We start from the raw sequence: 24,694 nt of genomic DNA, 5'->3' as shown, positions 1-24,694 counted from the left end.
GTGACTGACCGGCAGCGATCGGATTCCGCTATCTTCCATGCAGGCGAGACCTCAATCCGCGGGGTTCGGGATTCCGGCATGAAAGACATCTTCGCGCTCAAGCTGTACACGCGTGTCGCCAGGCTCGGCAGCTTCTCTGCTGCAGCGCGCGAGTGCGGGCTGTCGCAGTCGCAGGCCTCGCGGATCATCGCAGACCTTGAATCGGACCTCGGGGTACGTCTGCTTTCAAGGACGACGCGTGCCGTGGTCCCGACGGAGACCGGTTCGGAATTTCTCGCGCGCATGGAGCCGATCCTGCTCGCGCTCGACGACGCCGAGCACAGTGTGCGCGACGGCGGTGACCTTCGCGGACTCATACGCATGAGCATGTCACTGAGCATCGCCATACGCGAGATCATTCCGCGCCTTGCGTCGTTTTCGACCAGGTACCCCAACGTGGAACTCCAGCTCCTGCTCGAGGACCGTCGGCAGGATCTCGTGCGCGATGCCGTGGATGTCGCGATCCGCGTCGGGTCGAAGCCAGACGCGAGCGGCACGATCAAGCAGTTGGCCGTGATTCCGAGGGTGATCATCGCGTCGCCTGCGTACCTCGCGACAGCGGGAACGCCCACCTCTCCCGACGACCTCGTCAGCCATCGCATTGTTTCCGGACCCGCGTCGATGGTGCCCAGGGGTTGGCGATTCGAGCGCGACGATGACGTCAGGACGATCGAGCTCGGCTCGCACTTCAGCACCAACGAGAGCGAAGGCGCGGTCGCCGCCGTTGTTTCCGGCATGGGCATTACGTCGACGACAGGTTGGGCATGTCGGCGCGAGCTCGCCGATGGCTCACTGGTTCAGCTACTCACCGACTGGCGTACCGAAGAAATTCCTGTCTTTGCGTACTTTCCGCTCGGACGAGCGACACGCGCCGCAGCGCGCGCCGTCGTCGATCATCTCATCGCGGAGTTGGCCATCGATGCCGGTCTTGGTCGCCTGCCCTACTGACGGGCGGCCTTCGGTTATCAACCGCCGCCGAAGATGCTCGACATTTGCGTATTGAAGCCGTCGACGAGCCCGTGCTCCGCGGGGCCCGCGTTGTTGCGAAGGGGGCGTGCGCCTTCAACGAGGATCTCGTCTGCGTCCGTCTCCAGCACGGCCATGGTCTGGGCAATGAACTCATCGAGCGGCATGGCGAGCTCAGCTTCCTGACTATTCATCAGTTCCGTGCGAACCCACGGCGGAGCGATCTCGAGCACTTTGACGCCGTCTTCGCGGAGCAGGAAGCGCTGCGAAAGAACGTAAGAGTGCAGCGCGGCCTTGGTGGCGGAATAGACGGCCGTGAAGGCGAGTGGCACGAAGGCAAGCACCGAGCTGTTGTAGATCACCGTCGCATCGGGCTGTTTCTTGAGATGGTCGATGAGGGCAGAAGTCAGGCGCAGCGGACCCATCAGGTTGGTGGTAATCGTCGACACCATCTGCGCATCGTCCAGGCGACCGACCGCACGGTCGAGTTCCATGATGCCCGCGTTGTTGATCAGCACGTTGAGTGTCGGGAACTCCGCAATGAGCTGCTTTGCGACCCGCTCGATGTCGGCGACATCAGAGACGTCGAGCTGTACGGCGCTCATGCCCGGGTTCGCCGCGACGACGGTATCGAGATGGCCGCGACGACGTCCGCCGATGATGACCTTGTTGCCCTTGGCGTGAAGTGCTTCGGCGAGACCGCGACCGATGCCCGAACCGCCGCCCGTGATGAAGATGGTATTGCCGCTGATTTTCATGGTGTGTCCTCGGTGAGTTAGCCGCCGCCCCGTTAGTCGGGGCCAGCGGCGCATTTCGTTGAAGACAAGTTAGCGATGACCAGGCAGCCGCAGTAGCCATTCATTTCCACTTTGACTTATGTGGGCCCCACATCAATCGGGGACCCACTTCCGGCCATGACCGGCTCCTGCCGTAACCTGGTCCCGGCCTTGACCTGCCCCCCGCCGTAACCTGCTCCCTGTAGGAGCCGATTCATCGGCGAAGCTCTCCCTCAAGCCCCCGCACTCACCCGACCACTCACTTCCGCATACCAGCGCTTCGTCGCAACATGACCTTCCGGCACCGGCATATCGATCGCCTTCGTCGCAAAGTCCACCGTCACCAGCGCCGTGATGTCCGCGACCGAATACCGGTCACCGGCGACAAAGCTCACTTCCGACAACCGCGCTTCAAGATCGATGTAGAAGTTCGCCACGCGCTGCTTGCTACGTTCCACGAGCGCGGGGATCTGCTCGTAATCGTGCGGACCCGCGATAGCGCGGCCCTGCAGACCTGGAAGCACATTGCGAATGGCCTCCATCACCGACGCGAAGCCTTCGAGTTCGACCCGCCGCTCCCACATGGTGATGAGCGCCTTCTCCTTCGCGTTCGTACCGAACAAGGGATGCTGCGGAAAGGCGTCTTCGAGGTAACGCTGGATGGCCGGCACTTCTCCGATCGAGGTGCCGTCGCCCAGTACCAGGGTAGGCACCACACGGCGCGGATTGATCGCCCGGTAGGCCTCTGCGTGCTGCTCGCCCTTGCCGAGATCGACTGCGACGTTAGGGATGGTCAGGTTCTTCTCGGCGATGAAGATGCGCACGCGGCGCGAATTCGGCGAACCGCCGGACTGGTAGAGCTTGAGTGATTCAGTAGTGATGGGTTTTCTTCTAAAGGGGAGATCGGGTCGATCAGAGTTTCGAGCCACCGTCGACGTGCAGCGTCTCGCCGGTCACCCAGCGTGATGCGTCGGAGGCGAGGAAGGCGATCGCGTCAGCGATGTCCTGGGCAGTGGCCATGCGCTTCAGCGCCTGGATGCTCAGCGTGAAGTCACGACCTTCGTCGCTCTTGGCAAAGCTCGACATATCGGTGGGGACCACGCCCGGTGCAACGGCGTTGACGCGAATGCCGCGCTCGCCCAGTGCCGACGCAAAGTGCTTTACAAGCGTGTCGATGGCGCCCTTGGTCGCGGAGTAAGCCGACAACGTGCCGACAGCGGACTTGGCGGCGAGCGATGAAAGCAGCACGACACTGCTGTCCTTGCACATCACCGGAAGGAGCTGCTGCACGAGGAAGTAGGGGGCGCGAACGTTCACGGCGAAGAGGTTGTCGAAGTTTTCGACGGTGGTGTCCTCGATCGTCGCGGAGACAGCGATGCCTGCATTGGCGACCAGGACGTCGAGTCGGCCACCGATGATCTCTCGGACCTTGGCGGCGAGTTCGTGCGGCCCTTGCGCGGCACGGAGGTCCGCACCGACTTTCTCTGCCTTGCCGCCGGCCTGGCGAATTTCGTCGACGACGGCCTGGGCCTCCTGTTCGCCGCGGCTGAAGTGCACGAGCACCTGTGCACCTGCCTTGGCGAGGGCCAGGGCGCTGGCCTTGCCGATACCACGCGAAGCACCGGTCACCAGGGCGGTCTTGCCGGTGAGATCGAAGATTTGGTTGCTCATGACGTATTCCTCAAAGTTATGGCTATTGAACGGATCAGGCTTGCCGTCGGGATCGACAAATAGGTCTACCGGCGGCTTGATGGACAATCTAGGCCGCTCTGGCGCGTCTGAAAAAGACTTTGTAAGCTGGTAGGCATACCTCCGAGGCATGGGCTCATGGAACTGCGGCACCTGCGGTACCTGATCGCCGTGGCTGAAACGGGCAGCCTCACCGAGGCCGCCGAGAAGCGGCTGCATACATCGCAACCCTCGCTCAGCCGGCAGATACGCGACCTGGAAAATCAGGTCGGCGTCGCGTTGCTCACACGTAGCGCGCGAGGTGTCGTCCTCACCGAGTCAGGAAGGGCATTCATCGATCACGCGCGCCTGGCGTTGAGCCAGGTGGATGCCGCCGTCGAAGCTGCGCGTCGAGCAGCGTTACCTTCGAAGCGGCGGTTCGCGCTTGGCTTCCTCACCGGCCTCGAGATGAAGTGGCTGCCTCGTGCGATGCAGTTGCTACATCAGGACATGTCGACCGTCGATGTCACGGTGTCGAGTGACTACTCGCCGGATCTTGCCGATGCCGTCGCACGCGGACGACTCGATCTCGCCTTCATGCGAGCCGAGCCGGATTACGATCTCGAGTATCGCGTTATCGGTCAGGAGGAGTTGGTGATGCTCATGCCGAGCGATCACAGGCTGACGAAGCGGAAAATGGTCGAGCCGAAGGACATGATCGGCGAGCCGTACGTCGCGATGGCGAACAAGGCGAAGGTGCTTCGCGGGGTTATCGATCATTACCTCGAACGATCGGGTGTTGCGATTGAACCGACGCAAGGTGTCGACAATCCTGCCATGGTGATGTCACTCGTGGCATCGACGCGCGGGCTCGCATTGATCCCCGCGTACATCCAGGACCTGATGCCCTGGTCGGTGACCAGTCGCCCGCTGAAGAATCCGCCGATGCTGGATCTCGTCGTGGGGTATAGCAGGAGCAATACGTCGCCGATCCTTGAGGAATTCCTTTCTCGTTTGCGAGAGATCCCCCCAGAGGCAACCGTCGTTCACGCGTAGCTACTTACGTCGTTCACTGCTCACGGCTAACCGACAGAAGAAGCATGCCGAACGGACCGACCGATTGATCGATACGTGCGATATCACCCGAGACCGGTTGAGCGAAGGGCCAGCCGCATTTGTTTACACGGCGCTGAATAGCTGGGTCGAAGAACGAATATCTCATCGGACAACGGCCCGATGTTCGGACCACGTGAATCGGCGCGGTGATCGGCGCGTCAGCTCGCGAGGTCACAAGGACGAAGAGGGACGCTAAGCCGTACACGCAAAGCCAGCACATAAACGCGAGATATCCGCTCAGCATCGTGATGCGGAAGGGAACGACCCAGGGCTTTAATCTCTTGAGCTCGCTTTTGTCCGGAAGCATGAAATTTCTGCATCCGGGGGATCTAGATCGGGATCAACAGAGTACCCAGGACGCAGAGATATATCGTCAGGATCCTCGATCTTGTCCATTTTGATTCGTGCGTCTCCACGGGCGCGGTTTCGAGCTTGGATGACACGACTCAGTACCTTCCCTTGCGTTTAGACGGAACTCGTTACTTCCCGATACAGAACGAACTAAAGATCGCCCCAAGAAGATCATCCGATGAATACGTTCCGGTGATCTCACCCAGTGCTTGCTGCGCCTGACGAAGTTCTTCCGCAGCAAGCTCTCCAGCATGCGATCCATGCAGCGCATCCGCGGTGCGCGACAGATGGTCACGAACCCACTCGAGCGCCACGACATGACGACGTCGCGCGCTGAAGGCACCGTCACCCGCGCCAGCCGTCGCGAGGTCTCTCAATATTGATCGCAGTGCGTCAAGGCCATTGCCGGTCAACGCAGACAGCCACAGCGCGTCGTAGCCTTCGTGGGATTCCCGATGTGCCGATGCTTGGGCCAGATCGATCTTATTGACTATGACTATGCGTGACGCATGCGTCGGTGTGCCTTCAAAGAACGCGAGATCGAAGGCGACGTGCTCGGCGTCAGTGACGAGGAGAGCAACATCGCATCGCTCAAGCTGTGCACGTGCGCGCCGGATCCCTTCCCGTTCGACGACATCCACCGAGTCGCGCAGACCTGCGGTGTCGGCCAGCTCGAGCGTAACGCCATCGATACTGATGGACTCACGGAGCACATCACGCGTCGTACCAGCGATGTCGGTAACGATGGCGCGTTCCTGTCCCGCGAGAGCATTCATCAGACTCGACTTGCCCGCGTTCGGCCGGCCGACGATAGCGACCGTGATGCCGTCATTAAGTCGAACGCCACGGCGCGTCTCCACGAGCAACACATCGAGATTCGCACGCAATGACGTGAGCTGTTCGCCGATAACGGGATCGGCAAGAAAGTCGATTTCCTCTTCAGGAAAATCAATCGCCGCTTCGATATGCACGCGAAGCGCAATCATCTCCGCAAGCAAGGCGTCGACACGTGCCGAGAACACGCCTTCCATCGAACGTAAGGCAGCGCGCGCGCCCGCTTCCGATGTCGCCGCTACGACGTCGGCCACAGCTTCCGCCTGGGCGAGGTCGAGCTTCCCATTGAGGAACGCGCGTTCGGTGAATTCACCCGGTCGCGCCAGACGTGCGCCGAGTTCGATGCAACGACGAAGCAGGGCGTCGAGAAGCACCGCACTGCCATGCCCCTGCAACTCGAGCACATGCTCACCGGTGTACGAGGCGGGCCCCGGAAAGTGCAGCAGAATCCCGCGATCGATCAGCTCACGATGGCCGTCGCGAAACGCAGCGAAGTGCGCGTGCCGCGGTACAGGGTCGCGGCCAAGGAATGCCTTGGCGATGGCGGGAACCAACGGCCCCGAAACGCGAACGGCGCCGACCCCAGCCGCGCCGGCGCCGGTAGCGATGGCCGCGATGGTGTCGTCGCCGTGATTCATTGCCGTACCTTCAATAGCGAAGCGGCGCGTCTTTCGACGCGCCGCTCGGGGGTTATGCGGTCTTGGCCTTGATCTCGGCCCGGTCGACGCTGCGGTTGATGTACCACTGCTGGAGCAGGCTGGTCGCACCGTTGATCGTCCAGTAGAGCACGAGGCCCGAGGGGAAGAAGGCGAAGAAGACACCGAAGATCAGCGGCATGACCTTCATCATCTTGGCCTGGGCCGGATCCATGCCCGCCGTCGGCATCATGCGCTGCGTGAGCAGGGTAACGATGAAGTACAGCACGGGCAGTACGTAAAAGGGATCCGGCGCGGAAAGGTCGTGGATCCAACCGAAGAACGGCGCATGGCGCAGTTCGATGGATTCCGACAACACGCGGAGCAGGCCGATGAAGATCGGGAAGGTGATCAGGATGGGCAGGCAGCCTGCCATCGGATTCACCTTCTCCTTCTTGTACAGCTCCATCATCGCCTGCTGCATCTTCACGCGGTCGTCGCCGTAACGCTCCTTGAGCGCGGCGACGCGCGGCTGCAGCTTGCGCATGCGTGCTCCCGAACGGAACTGCGCATCGGTGAGCTTGTAAAGCGCAGCCTTGATCAGCAACACGAGCAGGATGATCGCCACGCCCCAGTTGCCACTGATCGCATGAAGCTGCGAGAGCAGCCAGTGCAGCGGCTGGGCAATGATGGTGAACCAGCCATAGTTGCTGGTCAGTTCCAGGCCCGGCGCGATGACGTCGAGCGTGCCCTGCAGCTTCGGGCCGATATACAGGCGCGCAACGCTGTCGGCGGATTGACCCGGAGCGACCTGGATCGCCGGACCGAAGGCGCGCACGAGATAACGCGGCGTCGCGGAGTTCGGATCGACGATATTGCTGGTGTAGGTCACGGCCTCGTTGGCCGGCGGAATCCAGGCCACGAAGAAGTAATGCTGCAGCATGCTGACCCAGCCACCGGTGATCTGGTGGTTGAGCGGCTTCTTGGTGAAGTCGGCGAAGGGCAGCGGCTCGAACTTGCTTTCCGGGCTATACCAGGCGGCGCCGAAGAAGCTGTGCTGCGCCGGATCGGTATAAGCCTTGAACCAGTTCACCTTCTCAGCCGGTACGCGCTGCAGCTGATGGTAGGCATTGCCGTTCCACATCGCCGCCGAACCGTTCTCGATGTGCTGGTCGAGGTCGACCACGTAGTCGGTACGCTTCAAGGTATAGCGCTTGACCACCTTCACGCCGGACGGGTCCGTCCAGGTCAGCTCGGCGCTGACCGTCTTCTGGCCATCGGCCAGAATGTTCTCGGTCTTCTCGGCGTGGAACAGCGCGCGATGGTCCGGCGCGGCACCGGTGCTGCTGACCAGACCGTCCTGGGCGGCGAAGAAGTGCGCGCCTTCGTCGTCGAGGAGGCGGACCGGCGGGGAGGTCGGGTTCTTCTTGGTTTCCGGCTCGGTCGGATAAGCGAGCAGTTCCGATCGAACGATGCTGCCACCGCGGGTATCGATGGTCAGGCGGAGCAGATCGTTAGAGAGCGTGACCAACTCGGCCTTGCCTTCCACCGGTGCGCCGGATTCGTTCGGCACGCCGGCGGGGTTCGTCGCGCCGGGTACGGCGGCATCGGCACCGGCCTGTCCGGCCGTGGTCTGGCCCGTCGGAGCGGGGGGAGCCGGCGGGTGGACGTAGTCCTTCTCCCACTCGGTCCACAAGAGATACGCCACGAACATGAGCGCGAAGAAGAGGAGCGTGCGCGTTTGATTCATTGCAGGGCCAGATCCGGATGACGTCTCAGCCAGCTGGCCGGGAGAGACGGGGACGACGGTGAGAAGAAGGTCAACGCGCGATTGTGCCGTCGGCGCCTTCGCGCTTCAACGGCCGGACCTTGCGCAGGAGCATGTCGAGCTCGGCCAACAGGGCTTCGCCGGTCTCTTTGACCGCGCTGTCGCGCGCCATGACCAGAATGTCGACGTGGGGTAGGGCGATGCGCGCGCGGCGAAACGCCTCACGTGCCAGGCGCTTGATCCGGTTACGGTCGACCGCGCGCTTGGAACAGCGCTTGGAGATGGCGAGGCCTAGCCTTGCCGTGTCGACATCGTTGTTTCCGAAGCGCAAAAGAAAACAGCGGCCGCCAAGGCGTCCGCTGACTGTTCGCAAGGCTGCGAAGTCGGCGGCGCGGCGGAGCCGCGCTTCGCGCGGCATGGCTGCGGCTCGCACGACAGACGAACCGATTACGGGATCAGGCGCTTGCGACCCTTCGCGCGGCGGGCATTGATGATCTTGCGACCATCGGCCGTCGCCATGCGGGCGCGGAAGCCGTGGGTGCGGGCGCGCTTGAGCTTGCTGGGCTGGAAAGTCCGCTTCATGACTCTTAATCCGGGTGAAGAATGAATATGGCCGGAAAGTATGGCCGACATTCCGCTGAAGTGTCAACCGCTTGGCCGCGCAAGAACTGCGGCGGTCCGGCCAGGCGAACCCCGAGGCAGGGGCGGAACGCTGGTAGACTTCGTCGTCCACCCCGCGCGCAAGCGCCCTTTCTGTGGCAAGAATACCCGATGAGTGATCTTTGGAGGCGCTGTCTCGAGCGTCTTGAAGGCGAATTGAGCGCCGAGGACGTCCAGACCTGGTTAATGCCGTTGCAGGCCAGGGAAGACGCCAGCGGGCTGCATCTTTACGCCCCGAATCCGTACTCGCTGGACACTGTCCGCGATGAATACCTGAAACAGATCCAGACGATCGCCGAACACCTCCTCGGGCACCCGGTGCCCGTGCGCTTGGAAGTGGGCTCGTCCGGCGGACGACCGGCTCCCCAGCGTCCCGTGGCGTCGTCGCCGGCGGCCGCACCGGCACGGCCTGCTCGCGAGGCGGCGCCGGAAGCGCCCCACGTGCACAACCTGGATCCGCATTACACGTTCGATACGTTCGTGGAAGGCAAGTCGAACCAGCTAGGCAAAGCGGCGGCCATGCAGGTGGCCATGAATCCTGGTCGCGCCTACAACCCGCTGCTGCTCTATGGCGGCACGGGTCTGGGTAAGACACATCTCATGCATGCGGCCGGCAACCTGCTCATGCAGAACAATCCGGACGCCAAGGTGCTTTACCTGCGCTCGGAGCAGTTCGTCAGTGGCATGGTGAAAGCGCTGCAGCAGAAGAACATGGACGAGTTCAAGCGTCGCTTCCGTACCGTGGACGCGCTGCTGATCGACGATATCCAGTTCTTCGCCGGCAAGGACACGACGCAGGAAGAGTTCTTCCACACGTTCAACGCCCTGTTCGAAGCGAAGCAGCAGATCATTCTTACCTGCGACCGTTATCCGAAGGAACTGGACAAGCTGGAGCCGCGGCTGAAGTCGCGCCTGGGCTGGGGCCTGTCGGTGGCGATCGAGCCGCCTGACTTCGAAACGCGCGCTGCCATTCTTCTGTCCAAGGCGGCCGACAAGGGCATGGAAGTGTCGGAGGACGTTGCGATGCTGCTAGCCAAGCGCATCCGCTCCAACGTGCGCGACCTCGAGGGCGCCCTCAACACGCTGGCGGCTCGCGCCAACTTCTACCGTAAGCCGATTACGACGGATTTCGCAGAGGAGACCCTGCGCGATCTGCTGAACACGCATGCCCAGGCCGTGACCGTGCCCAACATCCAAAAGATGGTGGCCGACTACTACCAGGTGCGTCTGTCCGACCTGCTTTCCAAACGCCGTGTGCGCTCCCTGGCGCGTCCCCGGCAGGTAGCCATGGCGCTTTCCAAGGAACTGACCGACCACAGCCTCCCGGAGATCGGTGAAGCCTTTGGTGGTCGCGACCACACGACGGTTCTCCATGCCTGCCGCACCATCCGCGGTTTCTGCGAAAAGGACGTTCGTATGCGTCAGGATTGGGAACAGCTCATCCGCATATTGACGGGCTGAGAACCTGTGGATAATAGGTGGATGGACAGAGGATGGTTTTGACCCTCGAAGTTATCCACAAGCTACACACATGGCACCGCCTCTTAGGCCCAGTCGATATCAACCGATAAGCATCTGAAATATATTGGAAATTCAGGCTTCTCCAGATATCCACCGGCCCTACTACAACCACTATAAAATCTTAAAACTTAAAAGCAGGAGAAGGGGCGCATGCAATTCAGCATCCAGAGGGAAGTTCTGCTCAAACCTCTGCAGCAAGTCGTAGGCGTCGTAGAACGTCGTCAGACCCTGCCTGTACTGGCCAACCTTCTGGTTCGCGCCTCCGGTAGCGAGGTCTCGTTTACCGGTACCGACCTCGAAGTCGAGATGGTCGCCACCACGGCCGCTGACGCGGTCCAGGAAGGCGAGATCACGATTCCGGCCCGCAAGCTCTTCGATATCGTTCGCGCACTGCCTGACGGTGCGAAGATCGATATCAAGCTCAACGGCGAACGCATCGCGCTCAATGCCGGCCGCAGCCGTTTCACGCTGGCTACGCTGCCTGCGACGGAATTTCCGACCGTCGATGAAATCGAACTGGTCGAGCGCGTCTCGTTGCCGGAAGAAGTTCTTCGCGACCTGATGGACCGCACCGCCTTCGCGATGGCGAACCAGGACGTCCGTTATTACCTCAACGGCATGCTGCTGGATCTCCAGGAGCACACGCTGCGCTGCGTCGCCACCGACGGACACCGCTTGGCGCTGAAGGAGACCAAGCTGGAAAGCTCCGTTTCCGCTCGCCGCCAGATCATCATTCCCCGTAAGGGCGTGAATGAGCTGGTGGGCCTGCTCGAGTCCGGTGAAGGCATGGTCGAGCTCGAGTTCGGTCGGAACCATCTGCGCGTCCGTCGCGGTGGTGTCACGTTCACCTCGAAGCTCATCGACGGCCGGTTCCCGGATTACGAGGCAGTGATTCCGCTCGGTGCCGACAAAACGGCCACGATCGAGCGTGATGTGCTGAAAAGCGCGCTGCAGCGCGCCGCCATCCTGTCGAACGAGAAGTATCGCGGCGTAAAGCTCGAGCTGACCCCCGGCCGTATCAAGATCATTGCTCACAACCCTGAGCAGGAAGAGGCCCAGGAGGAAGTCGAAGCGGAAACCGTGGTCGACGATCTCGCCGTGGGCTTCAACGTGGGCTATCTGCTCGACGCGTTGAGCGCACTTCGTGGCGACAAGGTCCGGATCAACCTACGTGACGCCCAGTCCAGCTGCCTGCTCCAGGAAGAGGGCAACGAAGAAGCACGCCATGTGGTGATGCCGCTTCGCCTCTGACGGCAAGGCAAGCTAGAGTTCGGCCCACGACGCCGGGGATGTCTTCGACACCCCGGCGTCGTTCGTTTTGGACGGGAACGTATTTGGCATGAAGTTCGAGTCGCTGAGAATCGCCGGTCTGCGTTGCCTCGAGGGGGTGACGCTGTCACCGGCTGCGGGGATCAACGTGTTCGTCGGGGCCAACGGCGCCGGAAAGACCAGTGTTCTGGAAGCGGCCTATCTGCTTTCGCATGGGCGCTCCTTCCGGGCAGGGTCTCGCGACGTACTGTTGAAGCGGGGTGCTACGGCGCTTTCCGTTTTCGCGGAAGTGCATTCGGACGATGGTCGGATCCGTCGCCTCGGGCTAGGGCGGGAGAGTGGGCGTTGGGTTGCCCGGGTCGACGGTGATACGGCGGCATCGCTGGGCTCCTTGGTCCAGGAGTGCGCCGTGGTGTGTTTTGAACCGGGCTCGCACGACCTGATTGCCGGGGCGTCCGACGAGCGTCGGCGTTACCTGGATTGGGGTCTGTTCCACGTGGAACATTCTTTCGTCGGCCAGTGGCGCCGATACCAGCGTGCGCTCAAGCAGCGCAATGCGCTCCTGAGAAACGGCGGGCCCATAGAGGCCAGTCTCATCGAACCCTGGGAATCGGAGCTAGCGGGAGCAGGGGAGGCCATCACCCTGTTTCGGCGTGACTACATCGCCAGACTTCTCCCACACATCCAGGGCTTCATGGAAAACGTGCTGCCCGAGCTCGGCGAATTCAGCCTCCGCTACAAGCCAGGCTGGGACGAGGCAGCGAATCTGCTGGCTACCCTGTCCGAGCGCCGCTTGCGCGACCTGGGTCGGGGCCACACCACGGTCGGCCCGCATCGCGCCGACTTCACGATCAGTTTCGAGCACGCCCCCTTACGCGAACACCTCTCCCGCGGGCAGGAGAAGTTGTGTGCCCTGGCGTGCCTTCTTGGTCAGGCCTCGCTGCACGCCGAAATCCGCGGAGAGTGGCCTGTCGTCTGCCTTGACGACCTTGCATCCGAGCTCGATCGTACCCATCAAGAGTGGGTAGTCGCGCAGCTTCTCGGCCGCGACGTCCAGGTCTTCGTGACGGGAACCGAGATTCCGTCCGCCCTCATCGAGCAGCCAGTGACTGTGTTCCACGTGGAACAGGGTGTCGTCTCGGCTTTGCTATAATCGATTGACTGTCCCGGGCCCTTCCGCGCCGCCCGGGACCGAAACCTGCGCCATCACCAGGCATCGCATGAACGAACCTCTCGATCCGACCAATTCGAACGCCTACGACTCCGGCAGCATCAAGGTCCTCAAAGGACTGGATGCCGTCCGTAAGCGCCCCGGCATGTACATCGGCGACACCGACGATGGCACCGGTCTGCATCACATGGTCTTCGAAGTCGTCGATAACGCCATCGACGAGGCGCTGGCCGGTTACTGCGACTACGTCACGGTCATCATCCATCAGGACGGTTCGGTCAGCGTGGCCGACAACGGCCGTGGCATTCCCGTGGAAACCCATCCGGAAGAGGGCAGGTCCACGGCGGAAGTCGTCATGACCGTGCTCCACGCCGGCGGCAAGTTCGACGCGAACTCGTACAAAGTCTCAGGCGGCCTGCATGGCGTCGGCGTCTCCGTGGTCAACGCGCTCAGCGAAAAGCTGTGGCTGACGATCTGGCGCGACGGCAAGGAAAACCGCCAGGAATACGCCCACGGCGACCCGGTGGCCCCGATTTCCGTGTTCGGCGACACCAATCGCCGCGGCACGATGGTTCGGTTCCTGCCTAGCCACCTGACGTTCACCAACAACATCGAGTTTCACTACGACATCCTGGCGAAGCGCCTGCGCGAGCTGGCGTTCCTCAACTCCGGCGTCACGATCGAGCTGGTGGATGAGCGCAACGAGCGCAAGGACATCTTCGCGTACGAGGGCGGCATCAAGTCCTTCGTGCAGCACCTGTCCGCGCTGAAGAACCCGCTGCACCCGAACGTGATCAGCTTCAGCTCCGAGAGCGAAGGCATCACGGTCGAAGTCGCCATGCAGTGGACGGACGCGTACCAGGAAACGATGTTCTGCTTCACCAACAACATCCCGCAGCGCGATGGCGGCACCCACCTCACCGGTTTCCGCGCGGCGCTTACCCGTACGCTGCAGAACTACATCGAGAAGGAAGGCCTGGCCAAGAACGCCAAGGTCGCCCTGTCCGGCGACGACATGCGCGAAGGCATGATCGCGGTGCTGTCGGTGAAGGTGCCTGACCCCAAGTTCTCCTCGCAGACCAAGGACAAACTGGTCTCCAGCGAAGTGAAGACCGCGGTCGAGCAGGTCATCAATGACAAGCTGGCCACGTTCCTGCTGGAGCATCCGGGCGAGAGCAAGGCCATTGCCGGCAAGGCCGTGGACGCTGCCCGTGCCCGCGACGCGGCTCGCAAGGCCCGCGAAATGACCCGCCGCAAGGGTGCGCTGGATATCGCCGGCTTGCCCGGCAAGCTCGCCGACTGCCAGGAGAAGGATCCGGCGCTGTCCGAGCTGTTCCTGGTCGAGGGTGACTCCGCAGGTGGCTCGGCCAAGCAGGGCCGTAACCGTCGCACCCAGGCCGTGCTTCCGTTGAAGGGCAAGATCCTCAACGTCGAGAAGGCTCGCTTCGACAAGATGATCTCGTCCGCTGAAGTCGGCACGCTGATCACCGCGCTGGGCACGGGCATCGGCAAGGACGAATACAACCCGGACAAGCTGCGCTACCACCGCATCATCATCATGACCGATGCGGACGTGGACGGATCCCATATCCGCACGCTCCTGCTCACCTTCTTCTACCGCCAGATGCCCGAGCTGATCCAGCGCGGACACGTCTACATCGGCCTGCCGCCGCTGTACAAGGTGAAGCAGGGCAAGCAGGAGATGTACATCAAGGACGACGCCGTCCTCAACGACTACCTGATCTCCAGCGCGGTCGATAACGCGTCGCTGTTCCCGGAAGAGGGCGCGCCGGCCATTGGCGGCGAAGCGCTCGAAAAGCTGCTGCACGACTACCAGACCTCGCTCGACCAGATCGCCCGCCTGAGCCACCGCTTCGACGTGGCGTCGCTCACCGCGATGCTCGAGCACGCGCCAATGGCTGAAGCGGTCTGGACCGACGCTGCCCTGATGCAGGGCTGGCTGGACGGCTTGGCCAAGCGCCTCAGTGCAAGCGGCCTCGGTAAGCCGACCTACACGCTGCGTTTCCGCCCGGCGCTGAACGAGCAGGGCGCGGCAATCGAAGTCGAACGCATGCAGCACGGCCTGAGCCACATCTGGATCATGCCGCAGTCGTTCTTCGGCGGCATCGAGTTCCGGTCCATCCTGGCGATCTCGCAGCAGCTGGCGGAACTGAAGCTGCAGCCGGGTGCCGTGGTTCGCCGCGGAAACGCGTCGCGTGGGGTGCTTAACTTTGCCGACATCCGCACCTGGCTGCTGGACGAGGCGAAGAAGGGTCGTACCATCCAGCGATTCAAGGGTCTGGGCGAAATGAATCCGGAACAGCTGTGGGAAACCACGGTGAATCCGGAAACGCGTCGCATGCTGCAGGTCGGTGTCGAAGACGCCGTGGCCGCCGATCAGATGTTCTCGATGCTCATGGGCGAGGCGGTGGAACCGCGCCGTGACTTCATCGAAGCGAATGCGCTGAAAGTGGCCAACCTCGACGTCTGACGTCGACGCGCTACCGCACGTTAGTGCACAAAAAAGAGCACCCGGTTGCTACCTGCACCGGGTGCTTTTTTGTTCCATACGCCCGCGAATTGAACGGACTGATGCTTCAGCCCAACCTCCGATAAGGTGGGCTGAAAACAGCGTTTTCAAGGGCCAAAAGTTGGCCTAATTTCGTAAGCGCCAACATTCATATAACAAGTCATTGTTTTGACTCCACATTTTTGTGGCACTGCGACTTGTTCTTAGGAATAGAATCAGGTTAACCTCTGTAGTCCCCCGGAGCACGTCACTGTGCGACGACTCCTTCAACCGAGGTCAGTCAATGAAACAGGGTTCCTTGATCAAGATGGTGCTCGCATCCGCGATCGCCCTTTCCCTTGCCAGTGGTGCTGTCGTTGCGAAAGACGCCGCTCCCAAGGATAAGAAAGAAGCGCTGTATCCGAATGCGACCCGGACGGAACCCAAGCTCGACCTGAAGAGCGACAAGGACCAGAAGGCCCTGAACGAAGGTCTCGACGCTGCCAACAACGGCGACAAGGAAAAGGCGCAGCAGATCCTGCAGCCGCTGGCCGACGGTTCGGGCACGAGCAGCAAGTACGCGCAGGCGCTCGCCCTCCAGGGCCTCGCCAACATGAAATACAACGACGGCGACATCAAGGGCGCGATCACCACGCTCAAGCAGGCGCTGGACATCGGCGTGATGCCGAACGACACGTACTTCCAGCTGAAGTACATGTACACCCAGTTCCTCGTTGCCGACGAGCAGTACGCTCCGGCCCTGCAGTCGCTGCATGAGTGGCGCGACCAGGGTAAGAAGGAAACCGCCGACTCCTACGGTCTCGAAGGCAATATCGACTACCGTCTCGAGAAGTATCCGGAAGCGATCGCCGCCATCACCAAGGCGCAGTCGATGCCGGACGCGAAGCCGCAGGCTTCCTGGACCCAGATCCTCGCCGCCAGCTACGCCGAGACCGGCCAGGGCGACAAGGCTGCTGATCTCGCGTCGGCTGAGCTGGCGAAGAACCCGAACGACCCGACCGCCATGCAGAACGCCGCTTCCTCGCTGATCCAGGCGCAGAAGTATCCGGAAGCCATCGCGCTGCTCGAGAAGGGCCGCGCTGCCGGTGCGTTCCACAATGACGAGAACGGCGGCAAGCTCTATGTGAACCTCGCCAAGGTCTACCTGATCGACGGCCAGGAACATACCGAGCGCCAGGACGGTAACGCGAAGAAGGCAGAGGCCGTGCTCGCGGACGGTCTGGCCAAGGGCGCGATCAAGCCCTCCGCCGAGGTCTATAAGCTCCAGGGTGACGCCGCTATCACCGGTGGCGACGAGAGCGGTGCTCTCGCTGCGTACCAGAAGGCCGCCCCGCTCGCGACGGATGGTTCCGTCTCGCTGAGCGTGGCTCGCCTCCAGCTCCAGAAGAATCAATACGCCGCCGCTGAAAAGTCGGCGACGGATGCCATCAGCAAGGGCGTTCAGCATAAAGGCACTGCCTATATGGTGCGCGCGGAAGCCAAGCGTGGTCAGAAGAACAAGCAGGGTGCGATCGCGGACATGAAGCTCGCGGCTCAGGATCCTGAAACGTCTGCCAAGGCCAACGCCTGGTTGAGCAAGGCAGAGAACACTAAGTAAGCCTTTGTAAAGTACCAGAAGGGATGGTTTGGCACTGCCACGATTCTTCCCTTCAGGTGCTATACAAATGCCATATGCTGGTGTAATTTGCTTATCTTTCCGCTTGCAGAAACCAGCGTTTTCGGCATCTCAATCGCCGAACGCCGGAAGAGCAGTGCGGGTTCACTTCCGCTTGATTAGCTCTTGATAGTGACTGATGGCCTCAAGTAACGAATCAACCGGCCAAGCGCCGTTTAGTTGGGGGCGCACCAGCGCGTTGGCAGTCGCCATCGCTCTGCACTCGTTCGCCTTCCTGCTGCTGGTTGCGCCTATGGCGCCACCGAAGTCGCAGGAAAAGCAGAAAGAGAAGGTAGTTCAGGTCGACTTTATTGAACCGCCGCCGCCTCCCCCGCCTCCCCCGCCGCCGCCGCCGGAGCCCCCGAAGCAGCCGCCGCCGAAAATCGTGCAGATATCGAAGCCGCCCCCGACACCTCCGCCGCCGGCTCCGCCGCCGCCGGCAGTTGACGAGGCGAGTTCGAACCCCGTTCCGGCACCGCCGCCGGCGCCTCCCGCGCCGCCTGCACCGCCGGCGGATATCGCGCCGAGTGAAAATCTGTCGTACCGTCAGCGTAACCCGCCGAAGTATCCGCCGCAGGCGGTTCGTCAGCGGCATGAAGGTACTGTGGTACTTCTGGTCCTCGTAGGTGTCGACGGTTCGCCGAAGGACATCAAGGTTGACCAGTCGAGCGGTTTCCGCGAATTGGACAAGGCAGCAGAAGACGCGGCCAGGAATTGGAAATTCAACCCGGGCAAGCGAGGCGGTGCTGCCGTCGAAGGCTATGCACGTGTCCCCGTTACGTTCAACCTAAACCAGCTGTAAGCCCCCACCGCTTACATCTATTAAGTTCACGCTTGACTTCCCAAGGGTAGCGTTATGTTGCAAGACACCTCCGCTCAGCCTGCTAATCCAGGTCAAAACTCCAATGCCGACGCCCTCAAGCAGATGGGCTTCGACCACCTGATTCACAACTTCGACTTCCTCGGTTGGATTGTGTTTGTGGTGCTGGTCGCGATGTCCGTGCTCTCGTGGTACTTCATCGTCGCCAACTTCATCCGTAACAGCATGGTGCGTTCGCGCGCCGACAAGGTTATCCAGGGCTTCTGGAATACCGCGTCGACGCAGGAAGCCATTCGTGTGCTCGAAGAGCAGCCGAAGGGCGAACCGTTCTCGAAGATCGCACTCGACGCCGCTTCGGCCGTCGCGCATCACCAGGCAGCTGCCGGTGGTCGCCTCGCCGAGACCCTGTCGCGTTCGGAATTCATCGATCGCGCCCTGCGCCAGGCCGTTGCTCGCGAGAGCCTGCGTCTGGAAGGCGGCCTGACCCTACTCGCTACGGTCGGTTCGTCGGCACCGTTCATCGGTCTTCTCGGTACGGTGTGGGGTATCTACCACGCACTGATCGGTATCGCCGCCTCCGGTTCCGCGTCGATGGATAAGGTTGCTGGTCCCGTCGGTGAAGCTCTGATCATGACCGCGTTCGGTCTGTTCACCGCTATCCCGGCCGTGCTTGCGTACAACTTCTTCATGCGCTCGAACCGTCTGACCTACGCCCAGTTCGACGAATTCGCGCACGACCTGCACGACTTCTTCGCCACGGGTGCCCGCGTCGAAGGCTCGGGTCCGGTCGTCTCCGTCAAGAAGTGAGGAATTGACCCATGGCTATGAGTAGCGGGGGCAACAGTGGCGGTCCGATGTCGGAAATCAACGTCACGCCGCTCGTCGACGTGATGCTGGTTCTGCTGATCATCTTCATGATCACGGCTCCCCTGATGTCCCATAAGGTCCAGATCGATCTGCCGAAGGCTAATCCGAATGTTAAGGATGACACCCCGGTCGATCCGATGGATCTCGCGATCAAGCCGGACGGTACGTACTTCCTCAATGACGGCGAAGTCAGCGAGGCTGAGCTGAAGGCACAGTTCGCGGTTGCGGCGGCGAAGTCGCCGCAACCGGAGCTCCAGATCCGTGCGGACCGCACCACGGAATACAAAGTGGTGAAGAAGGTCCTTGGCGACGCCAAGGATGCCGGCATGGTCCACGTCGGCTTCATGTCGACTGGTAAGGAGTAAACGAGATGGCTTTCAGCTCAGGTAACTCTGGTGGTCCCATGGCGGACATCAACGTCACGCCGCTCGTCGACGTGATGCTGGTGCTCCTGATCATCTTCATGATCACGGCTCCGATGCTGTCGCATAAGATCAAGATCGATCTTCCGCAGCCGAATCCGAATGTCGTCAACCCAGAGAATCCGCCGGATCCCGTCCGTCTGCAGATTCGCCAGGATGGCTCGCTCTATTGGAACGATACGCCGGTAGACGAACTGGGCCTCAAGGCTCAGATCGCGGTGATCGCCCAGCAGTCGAACCAGCCGGAACTGCAGATCGACGCCGATGACGCGGCTCAGTACGAGGTCGTGGCACGCGTGCTTTCCGACGCCAAGGGCCAGGGCCTGACCAAGATCGGTTTCGTTAACTCGAACTGATCGCGGTCGTCCGGTAAGAACGAAAAACCCCGCTTCGGCGGGGTTTTTTTTGTGCCTTCTGTGGGAGCCGCTTCAGCGGCGATTGGGCACGCGCCAAAACCAGGCCCGCTGCCGCGGGATCGCCGATGAATCGGCTCCTACAGGTAGAGGAGCACCTGGTTACGACAGGATGTTGATGTAGTTCTTGACGGTCTTGGCCAGCCCTTCGTACAGCGCCTCGCCGATGAGCGCATGCCCGATCGACACCTCAGCCAGCCCGGGAATGGCGGACTTGAAGGTACCCAGGTTCGCCTGGCTCAGGTCGTGACCCGCGTTCACCGCGAGGCCGGCCTTCTGCGCCCGCTGTGCGGTATCCACAAACGAAGCGAGTTCCTTCCGCGCGTCACCTTCGGCAAACGCTTCGGCATAAGGTCCGGTGTAAAGCTCGATGCGTTGCACGCCGATCGCGGCGGCCTCGGCGAAACCCTCACCACCGGCGTCGACGAATACGCTGACGCGGCAGCCGAGCTCGCGGAAGGCGGCGACCAGGGGCTTCAGGATCTCGATGTCTTTCGTGAGATCGAAGCCGTGGTCCGAGGTGATCTGACCGTCGCCGTCCGGTACGAGCGTGACCTGGGTCGGTCGCACCTCGCGTGCGAGCTCGATGAGACCAGGGTAGGCACCGCGCGGGCCGGCGAACGGGTTGCCCTCGATGTTGTACTCGACACGGCCGCGCAGCAGGCCAGCCAATGTACGCACATCACCCGGCGTGACGTGACGCATGTCCGGTCGCGGGTGCACGGTGAGTCCGCCACAACCGGCATCGATGCAGGTGTTGGCAGCCGTGGCGATATCCGGTTCATTGCCGCCGCGCGAATTGCGCAGTACGGCGATCTTGTTCAGGTTTACGCTGAGTAGGGTCATCGTTTATCCATAAAAAAACGCACGTCGCCATTGCGACGTGCGTAATGACTGTCGTCCCAGCATAACGCGCCAACTCCGTATGGCGCACGGCTCACCACACACACACTCACAGAACATCAGACACACCTGACTGAGAAAAGGTTCAAAGTGCATATGTGAAGACGCGGACCTTTCGTTCGCTTCCTCGCCAAGCCACCGCGGCGACGCATTCCGCGCCTGCATCCAGCGGTTCGACCCGCCAGGCGGATGCCGGCCCGATCTCACCCTGGAAAGCGACCGGTGTCGCGGCGCCGTTACCGAGTTCAAATGCCACCCGCTCCAGACCATACGAAAGGCCGCCGCCGTTTGCCTTGAGCACCGCCTCCTTGGCGGTCCACAGGCGAAGAAAGCCCTGGAGTTGCCCCTCGACGGGCAGCGCCTCGAGCATGCTGGTTTCATCGGGTGCGAAGAAACGCGCCGCCAGCTCCAGGGCCCTCGCCCGTGGGCGCACGCGCTCGATATCCACACCGAGTTCGAAACCCCCACCACCGCGACCGATCGCGAACAAGGCCCTGTCCCCACTGTGCGACCAGTTGAAGCCGAGGCGGTCGAACGGTGCCGGAAAGCGCGGCTTGCCGTGTTCCCCCCGCTCGATCGCCGGTGCCTCCGTGCCGGCATAGGCGGCCAACAGCGAGACGAAGGGGAGCTCGCCGCTGCCCGATGACCATCGGGTCTGCCACACATGGATCTCGTCGTCGGCAAGCAGCGGAACATCGAAAAGGGTGGAAGTCATTCACGCATGCTGCATCGTCGTCGCCCGAACCTGCAAGTATTCACCGGAGGCCCTAGAATCAGGGCCGTGCCGAACGGGGAGCACTAATCGTGATTGCAGGCTGGCTTCTGCTGCTGGTAGCGCTTGCTTACGTCGGCATGTTGTTCGCTATTGCCTACGCGGGCGACCGTCGTCCGCTCTACCCTCGTCAACCCAGGTTGCGACCGCTCGTCTACAGCCTCGCCCTGGCCGTCTATTGCTCGTCGTGGACCTTCTACGGCGCCGTCGGCACCGCGGCGCGCTCGGGCCTGGCCTACCTACCCATTTACCTGGGCCCCTTGCTGCTGTTCGTTTTTGGCTTCGGCCTGCTCGAGCGCCTGGTGCTCGTCGCACGCCAACGCAACATCACTTCCATCGCCGACTTCATCGCGGCGCGCTTCGGTAAGTCGCACGGCCTCGCCGCCCTGGTCGCGGTGATCGCCGTCGTCGCCATCATTCCGTACATCGCCTTGCAGTTCAAAGCGGTCGCGATGTCCTTCGCCGTCCTCGGCGCCGGCAACTCCGCGTGGTGGTTCGGCGACACCGCGCTGTGGTGCGCCGCCCTGCTCGCTGTCTTCGCCATCCTGTTCGGTACGCGCAACATCGATGCTACCGAGCACCACCACGGGCTGATGCTGGCGGTGGCGGTAGAGTCGTTGGTGAAGCTGATCGCCTTCGTCGCCATCGGCGTCTACGCCTATCTGCACGGCCCGGGTCTCGCGCAGACGTTGCATGCCCCGGTGCTACAACTGGAAAAAGGCAGCATGCCGCCTGGCTTCGTCGCGCAGACCCTGCTGGCGTTCTGCGCCATGTTCTGCCTCCCACGGCAGTTCCAGATCGGCGTGGTGGAGTGCGAGGATCCGCGCGACCTGCGCAAGGCACGCTGGCTGTTCCCTCTTTACATGGTGTTGATCTCCGCGGCTGTCCTGCCCATCGTCAGCGCCGGACTGGGCTTGCCGCAGGTCACCCAGGGTCACGTGGACGCCTGGGTACTCAATCTCCCCATCGCGCTGGGCAACAACGGCATCGCACTCCTCGCCTTCGTCGGCGGATTCTCCGCGGCCACGGGCATGGTCATTGTCGCGGCGGTCGCACTGGCGACGATGATCAGCAACGATCTGGTCATGCCGGCACTGCTGCGCATACGTCGGCTCGATCTCGAACGACGCGGTGATCTTTCGAGCATTGTGCTGCTCGTGCGCCGCGTGTCCATCGTCGCGCTCGCCGCGCTCGCCTACTTCTACTATCGCATCATCGCGAACGCCGAGAATCTCGCCGCCACCGGCCTCCTCTCCTTTGCCGCCGTGGCACAGTTCGCACCTGCCATCGTTTCCGCCTTGTACTGGCGCGGCGCAAGTCGCGTCGGTGTGTATGTCGGATTGCTCGCGGGCTTCATCGTCTGGGCATACACCCTTCTGTTTCCTGCGATGACGCGCGCCGGCTGGATGAACAGCGGCTGGGTCGACAACGGCCCGTTCGGCATGAGTTGGTTGAAGCCGAACGAACTGTTCCATCTCAGTGGATGGGAACCGGTCACCCACGGCACGTTCTGGTCGCTACTTTTCAACGTCTCGTGTTTGATCTTTATCTCGCTGCGTTTCAGGCCCAGCGTGGCAGAGCGACTGCATGCCGCGCTCTTCGTCGACCCCTACGTGCGTAGCGTCACGGGCGCGGGCGACTGGAAGGGCCGTGTGACTGTGCGCGACCTCGGCACCATTGCTGGCCGTATCGTCGGCGAGCGCGTCACGACGCGCGCGTTCAACGAATACGGTGAACGTCACGGCGTGACGCTTACCCCAACGGACTCGGCGGACCGGCCGCTGATCCAGTTTACCGAACGCCTGTTGGCCAGTGCGGTGGGTGCGGCAAGCGCACGGCGCATCCTCATGGGTGCGTTGTCCGGCACGGGGTTGGACATCGCCGAGGCCATGGCCTTGATGGATGAAGCGTCGCAGGAGCTTCGCTTCAATCGCGAGCTCCTGTCGACGACGCTGGAAAACGTATCGCAGGGGATCAGCGTGGTGGATGGCGACATGTGCCTCGTCGCATGGAACCGTCGCTACGTGGAGCTCTTCGACTATCCCGAAGGCATGGTGTACGTCGGCCTGCCCGTTGCCGACCTGATCCGGTGGAATGCGGAGCACGGTGAATGCGGGCCCGGCGAAGTGGATGAGCACGTCGGAAAACGCATTCGCTATATGCGCGCCGGCTCGCCGCACGTGTTCCAGCGTATTCGCCCGGATGGCACCGTGATCGAAATGCGCGGACGTGCGCTTCCTGGTGGCGGCTTCGTCACGACCTTTACCGACGTGACCGCCTACAAATCCGTCGAGCAGGCACTTATCGATGCCAACGAAACACTCGAGCAGCGTGTGGAAGTGCGCACCGCCGAACTGTCCGAAGCATTGACTGCCACGGCCATAGCGCGACGCGAAGCCGAAGCGGCGAATGCATCGAAGACACGGTTTCTCGCCGCGGCCAGCCACGATCTCCTGCAACCACTGAATGCGGCGCGCCTGTTCACTTCAGCCCTGCGTCAGCATCCCGGACTGGACAGCGATGCAGCGCAGCTTGCCGAACGTATCGATGCATCGTTCCGTGCCGCGGAAGATTTGCTCGATGCCCTGCTCGATGTATCGCGACTCGACGCGGGCAGCTACCGTCCGGAAGTCGCGCCATTTGCCCTTGCCGATCTGTTTGACTCGCTGCGCCAGCAGTTCGCCGTTGTCGCCGAACAACGTGGGTTGTCGCTGCATGTCGTGCCGACGACCCTCTCGGTTCGATCGGACGCGCAACTGCTTCGTCGCATCGTCGCCAACTTCCTCTCCAACGCGCTGCGCTATACCCGCGCCGGTGGCGTACTGCTCGGGGCGCGTCGCGACGGTGACGAAATACGCATCGAAGTGTGGGACACGGGTCCGGGCATCGCGAACGAACAACAGGTGCGCGTGTTCGGAGAGTTCCAGCGACTGGAACGTCCGTCGCCCTGGGGTGAGAAGGGGCTCGGACTTGGGTTGTCCATTTGCGACCGTCTTGCCGGCATCCTCCACCATCGCCTGAGCCTGCGATCGCGCGTGGGGCGCGGGAGTTGCTTCAGCATCGCGGTGCCGCGAACGGCGCCCGTGTCGCGCAAGCGCGCGCCAGCCATGGCGCGCCCGGGTGGTGGCGAACAATTGCCGTTGACGGTGCTGTGCATCGACAACGACGAAACGATTCTCGAGGGCATGAAGGCGTTGCTCGGACGTTGGGGCGTCGATTGCCGCGTGGCGATCGATGTCGGCGACGCGCTGCACACGTTGTCGACTACGCATGTCGACCTGATCCTCGCCGACTATCATCTGGGCGACGACATGGACGGACTCGAAGCCTTGCGCTTCCTCGCCGAAAAACTAGGCACGATACCGCCGGCTGCCATGGTCACGGCGGACGGCAGTACGGAACTGAAGCAGCGTGCGCGAGCCCTGGGTTATCCGCTGCTACACAAGCCCGTGCGCCCCGCCGCGTTACGTGCGTTGCTCGTCGCCCTGGCGAAGCGCGCCGGAACGCACGCCGCCTAAGCAGCGGCGACCAGACACAGA

The 24,694-nt window shown here is 62.2% G+C and carries 22 protein-coding genes; 12 read left to right on the top strand and 10 right to left on the bottom strand.

Annotated elements, in window-relative coordinates:
- Window positions 1–78 precede the first annotated feature (78 nt).
- The gene (locus tag HB634_RS14790; protein ID WP_063571922.1) at window positions 79–987 is read left to right on the top strand and encodes a LysR family transcriptional regulator; all 909 of its coding nucleotides are present in this window, start codon (window positions 79–81) and stop codon (window positions 985–987) included.
- Between the two features lie 17 nt (window positions 988–1,004).
- On the opposite strand, the gene HB634_RS14785 is transcribed toward HB634_RS14790, so the two are convergent.
- The 3 genes from HB634_RS14785 to HB634_RS14775 all read right to left on the bottom strand — a co-directional run bounded on the left by HB634_RS14785 (window position 1,005) and on the right by HB634_RS14775 (window position 3,452).
- Window positions 1,005–1,763 (bottom strand): SDR family NAD(P)-dependent oxidoreductase, encoded by a 759-nt coding sequence (locus tag HB634_RS14785; protein ID WP_213949085.1) that lies wholly within the window; start codon window positions 1,761–1,763, stop codon window positions 1,005–1,007.
- Between the two features lie 251 nt (window positions 1,764–2,014).
- Window positions 2,015–2,710 carry a glutathione S-transferase N-terminal domain-containing protein gene (locus HB634_RS23065; RefSeq protein WP_213949084.1) on the bottom strand — a complete coding sequence of 232 codons (696 nt, stop codon included), beginning with the start codon at window positions 2,708–2,710 and terminating at the stop codon, window positions 2,015–2,017.
- A complete protein-coding gene (locus tag HB634_RS14775; RefSeq protein WP_213949083.1) occupies window positions 2,694–3,452 on the bottom strand; it encodes an SDR family oxidoreductase in 759 nt (252 codons plus the stop codon). Before HB634_RS14775 ends, HB634_RS23065 begins: the two co-directional genes overlap by 17 nt.
- Before the next feature lie 156 nt (window positions 3,453–3,608).
- Here HB634_RS14775 and HB634_RS14770 point away from each other — a divergent pair, with 156 nt between their 5' ends.
- Window positions 3,609–4,505 carry a LysR family transcriptional regulator gene (locus HB634_RS14770; protein WP_213949082.1) on the top strand — a complete coding sequence of 299 codons (897 nt, stop codon included), beginning with the start codon at window positions 3,609–3,611 and terminating at the stop codon, window positions 4,503–4,505.
- A 13-nt stretch (window positions 4,506–4,518) separates the two neighbouring features.
- Here the strand turns inward: HB634_RS14770 and HB634_RS14765 are convergent, their stop codons facing one another.
- The 5 genes from HB634_RS14765 to rpmH form a co-directional block, all read right to left on the bottom strand.
- Window positions 4,519–4,872, bottom strand: coding sequence for a hypothetical protein (locus tag HB634_RS14765; protein WP_213949081.1), 354 nt, complete (start codon window positions 4,870–4,872; stop codon window positions 4,519–4,521).
- A gap of 172 nt (window positions 4,873–5,044) precedes the next feature.
- Window positions 5,045–6,388, bottom strand: coding sequence for a tRNA uridine-5-carboxymethylaminomethyl(34) synthesis GTPase MnmE (gene mnmE / locus HB634_RS14760; protein WP_063571927.1), 1,344 nt, complete (start codon window positions 6,386–6,388; stop codon window positions 5,045–5,047).
- A 52-nt stretch (window positions 6,389–6,440) separates the two neighbouring features.
- Window positions 6,441–8,135, bottom strand: a complete 1,695-nt coding sequence (yidC, locus tag HB634_RS14755; protein ID WP_213949080.1) for a membrane protein insertase YidC — start codon at window positions 8,133–8,135, stop codon at window positions 6,441–6,443.
- A 70-nt stretch (window positions 8,136–8,205) separates the two neighbouring features.
- Window positions 8,206–8,571: a ribonuclease P protein component gene (gene rnpA, locus HB634_RS14750; protein WP_063571929.1), complete on the bottom strand. Its 366-nt coding sequence runs from the start codon at window positions 8,569–8,571 to the stop codon at window positions 8,206–8,208.
- A 29-nt stretch (window positions 8,572–8,600) separates the two neighbouring features.
- Window positions 8,601–8,735: a 50S ribosomal protein L34 gene (rpmH, locus tag HB634_RS14745; RefSeq protein ID WP_007082494.1), complete on the bottom strand. Its 135-nt coding sequence runs from the start codon at window positions 8,733–8,735 to the stop codon at window positions 8,601–8,603.
- Between the two features lie 189 nt (window positions 8,736–8,924).
- Between rpmH and dnaA the strand changes: the two genes are divergently transcribed.
- From dnaA to HB634_RS14700, 9 genes are all read left to right on the top strand, one after another.
- Entirely contained in the window at window positions 8,925–10,274 is a 1,350-nt protein-coding gene (gene dnaA / locus HB634_RS14740) for a chromosomal replication initiator protein DnaA (RefSeq protein ID WP_213949079.1), read from the top strand.
- 210 nt (window positions 10,275–10,484) lie between these two features.
- Window positions 10,485–11,585, top strand: a complete 1,101-nt coding sequence (dnaN, locus tag HB634_RS14735) for a DNA polymerase III subunit beta (protein WP_213949078.1) — start codon at window positions 10,485–10,487, stop codon at window positions 11,583–11,585.
- An 88-nt stretch (window positions 11,586–11,673) separates the two neighbouring features.
- Window positions 11,674–12,756 carry a DNA replication/repair protein RecF gene (gene recF / locus HB634_RS14730; protein WP_063572687.1) on the top strand — a complete coding sequence of 361 codons (1,083 nt, stop codon included), beginning with the start codon at window positions 11,674–11,676 and terminating at the stop codon, window positions 12,754–12,756.
- A 67-nt stretch (window positions 12,757–12,823) separates the two neighbouring features.
- The gene (gene gyrB / locus HB634_RS14725; RefSeq protein ID WP_213949077.1) at window positions 12,824–15,265 is read left to right on the top strand and encodes a DNA topoisomerase (ATP-hydrolyzing) subunit B; all 2,442 of its coding nucleotides are present in this window, start codon (window positions 12,824–12,826) and stop codon (window positions 15,263–15,265) included.
- A 322-nt stretch (window positions 15,266–15,587) separates the two neighbouring features.
- Window positions 15,588–16,901 carry a tetratricopeptide repeat protein gene (locus tag HB634_RS14720; protein WP_231873957.1) on the top strand — a complete coding sequence of 438 codons (1,314 nt, stop codon included), beginning with the start codon at window positions 15,588–15,590 and terminating at the stop codon, window positions 16,899–16,901.
- 196 nt (window positions 16,902–17,097) lie between these two features.
- Window positions 17,098–17,760, top strand: a complete 663-nt coding sequence (locus HB634_RS14715; protein WP_071924901.1) for an energy transducer TonB — start codon at window positions 17,098–17,100, stop codon at window positions 17,758–17,760.
- A 54-nt stretch (window positions 17,761–17,814) separates the two neighbouring features.
- Window positions 17,815–18,585 carry a MotA/TolQ/ExbB proton channel family protein gene (locus HB634_RS14710; RefSeq protein WP_063571453.1) on the top strand — a complete coding sequence of 257 codons (771 nt, stop codon included), beginning with the start codon at window positions 17,815–17,817 and terminating at the stop codon, window positions 18,583–18,585.
- An 11-nt stretch (window positions 18,586–18,596) separates the two neighbouring features.
- Window positions 18,597–19,010, top strand: a complete 414-nt coding sequence (locus tag HB634_RS14705) for a biopolymer transporter ExbD (RefSeq protein WP_063571454.1) — start codon at window positions 18,597–18,599, stop codon at window positions 19,008–19,010.
- Between the two features lie 5 nt (window positions 19,011–19,015).
- A complete protein-coding gene (locus tag HB634_RS14700; RefSeq protein WP_046969084.1) occupies window positions 19,016–19,423 on the top strand; it encodes a biopolymer transporter ExbD in 408 nt (135 codons plus the stop codon).
- Between the two features lie 159 nt (window positions 19,424–19,582).
- On the opposite strand, the gene HB634_RS14695 is transcribed toward HB634_RS14700, so the two are convergent.
- Together HB634_RS14695 and HB634_RS14690 are read right to left on the bottom strand one after the other, a co-directional pair.
- Window positions 19,583–20,326 carry a pyridoxine 5'-phosphate synthase gene (locus HB634_RS14695; RefSeq protein WP_063571455.1) on the bottom strand — a complete coding sequence of 248 codons (744 nt, stop codon included), beginning with the start codon at window positions 20,324–20,326 and terminating at the stop codon, window positions 19,583–19,585.
- Window positions 20,327–20,468: 142 nt separating this feature from the next.
- The gene (locus HB634_RS14690) at window positions 20,469–21,098 is read right to left on the bottom strand and encodes a 4'-phosphopantetheinyl transferase superfamily protein (RefSeq protein WP_213949076.1); all 630 of its coding nucleotides are present in this window, start codon (window positions 21,096–21,098) and stop codon (window positions 20,469–20,471) included.
- Between the two features lie 89 nt (window positions 21,099–21,187).
- Here HB634_RS14690 and HB634_RS14685 point away from each other — a divergent pair, with 89 nt between their 5' ends.
- Entirely contained in the window at window positions 21,188–24,673 is a 3,486-nt protein-coding gene (locus tag HB634_RS14685; protein WP_063571457.1) for a PAS domain-containing hybrid sensor histidine kinase/response regulator, read from the top strand.
- Window positions 24,674–24,694 lie beyond the last annotated feature (21 nt).

The organism is Luteibacter sp. dw_328 (assembly GCF_018449605.1).
GTDB lineage: Bacteria > Pseudomonadota > Gammaproteobacteria > Xanthomonadales > Rhodanobacteraceae > Luteibacter.
The sequence above is the reverse complement of the archived record's forward strand: the minus strand, read 5'-3'. Positions and strand labels throughout refer to the sequence as shown.

Excerpts from the sequence above, each read along its gene's own strand:
- dnaN (WP_213949078.1), top strand. The coding sequence starts at position 10,485 with ATGCAATTCAGCATCCAGAGGGAAGTTCTGCTCAAACCTCTGCAGCAA.
- HB634_RS14765 (WP_213949081.1), bottom strand. The coding sequence starts at position 4,872 with ATGCTTCCGGACAAAAGCGAGCTCAAGAGATTAAAGCCCTGGGTCGTT.
- HB634_RS14700 (WP_046969084.1), top strand. The coding sequence starts at position 19,016 with ATGGCTTTCAGCTCAGGTAACTCTGGTGGTCCCATGGCGGACATCAAC.
- HB634_RS14715 (WP_071924901.1), top strand. The coding sequence starts at position 17,098 with ATGGCCTCAAGTAACGAATCAACCGGCCAAGCGCCGTTTAGTTGGGGG.
- dnaA (WP_213949079.1), top strand. The coding sequence starts at position 8,925 with ATGAGTGATCTTTGGAGGCGCTGTCTCGAGCGTCTTGAAGGCGAATTG.
- HB634_RS14695 (WP_063571455.1), bottom strand. The coding sequence starts at position 20,326 with ATGACCCTACTCAGCGTAAACCTGAACAAGATCGCCGTACTGCGCAAT.
- mnmE (WP_063571927.1), bottom strand. The coding sequence starts at position 6,388 with ATGAATCACGGCGACGACACCATCGCGGCCATCGCTACCGGCGCCGGC.
- HB634_RS14720 (WP_231873957.1), top strand. The coding sequence starts at position 15,588 with ATGAAACAGGGTTCCTTGATCAAGATGGTGCTCGCATCCGCGATCGCC.
- rnpA (WP_063571929.1), bottom strand. The coding sequence starts at position 8,571 with ATGCCGCGCGAAGCGCGGCTCCGCCGCGCCGCCGACTTCGCAGCCTTG.
- HB634_RS14775 (WP_213949083.1), bottom strand. The coding sequence starts at position 3,452 with ATGAGCAACCAAATCTTCGATCTCACCGGCAAGACCGCCCTGGTGACC.
- HB634_RS14770 (WP_213949082.1), top strand. The coding sequence starts at position 3,609 with ATGGAACTGCGGCACCTGCGGTACCTGATCGCCGTGGCTGAAACGGGC.
- HB634_RS14710 (WP_063571453.1), top strand. The coding sequence starts at position 17,815 with ATGTTGCAAGACACCTCCGCTCAGCCTGCTAATCCAGGTCAAAACTCC.
- yidC (WP_213949080.1), bottom strand. The coding sequence starts at position 8,135 with ATGAATCAAACGCGCACGCTCCTCTTCTTCGCGCTCATGTTCGTGGCG.
- rpmH (WP_007082494.1), bottom strand. The coding sequence starts at position 8,735 with ATGAAGCGGACTTTCCAGCCCAGCAAGCTCAAGCGCGCCCGCACCCAC.
- HB634_RS14690 (WP_213949076.1), bottom strand. The coding sequence starts at position 21,098 with ATGACTTCCACCCTTTTCGATGTTCCGCTGCTTGCCGACGACGAGATC.
- recF (WP_063572687.1), top strand. The coding sequence starts at position 11,674 with ATGAAGTTCGAGTCGCTGAGAATCGCCGGTCTGCGTTGCCTCGAGGGG.
- gyrB (WP_213949077.1), top strand. The coding sequence starts at position 12,824 with ATGAACGAACCTCTCGATCCGACCAATTCGAACGCCTACGACTCCGGC.
- HB634_RS14705 (WP_063571454.1), top strand. The coding sequence starts at position 18,597 with ATGGCTATGAGTAGCGGGGGCAACAGTGGCGGTCCGATGTCGGAAATC.
- HB634_RS14790 (WP_063571922.1), top strand. The coding sequence starts at position 79 with ATGAAAGACATCTTCGCGCTCAAGCTGTACACGCGTGTCGCCAGGCTC.
- HB634_RS14785 (WP_213949085.1), bottom strand. The coding sequence starts at position 1,763 with ATGAAAATCAGCGGCAATACCATCTTCATCACGGGCGGCGGTTCGGGC.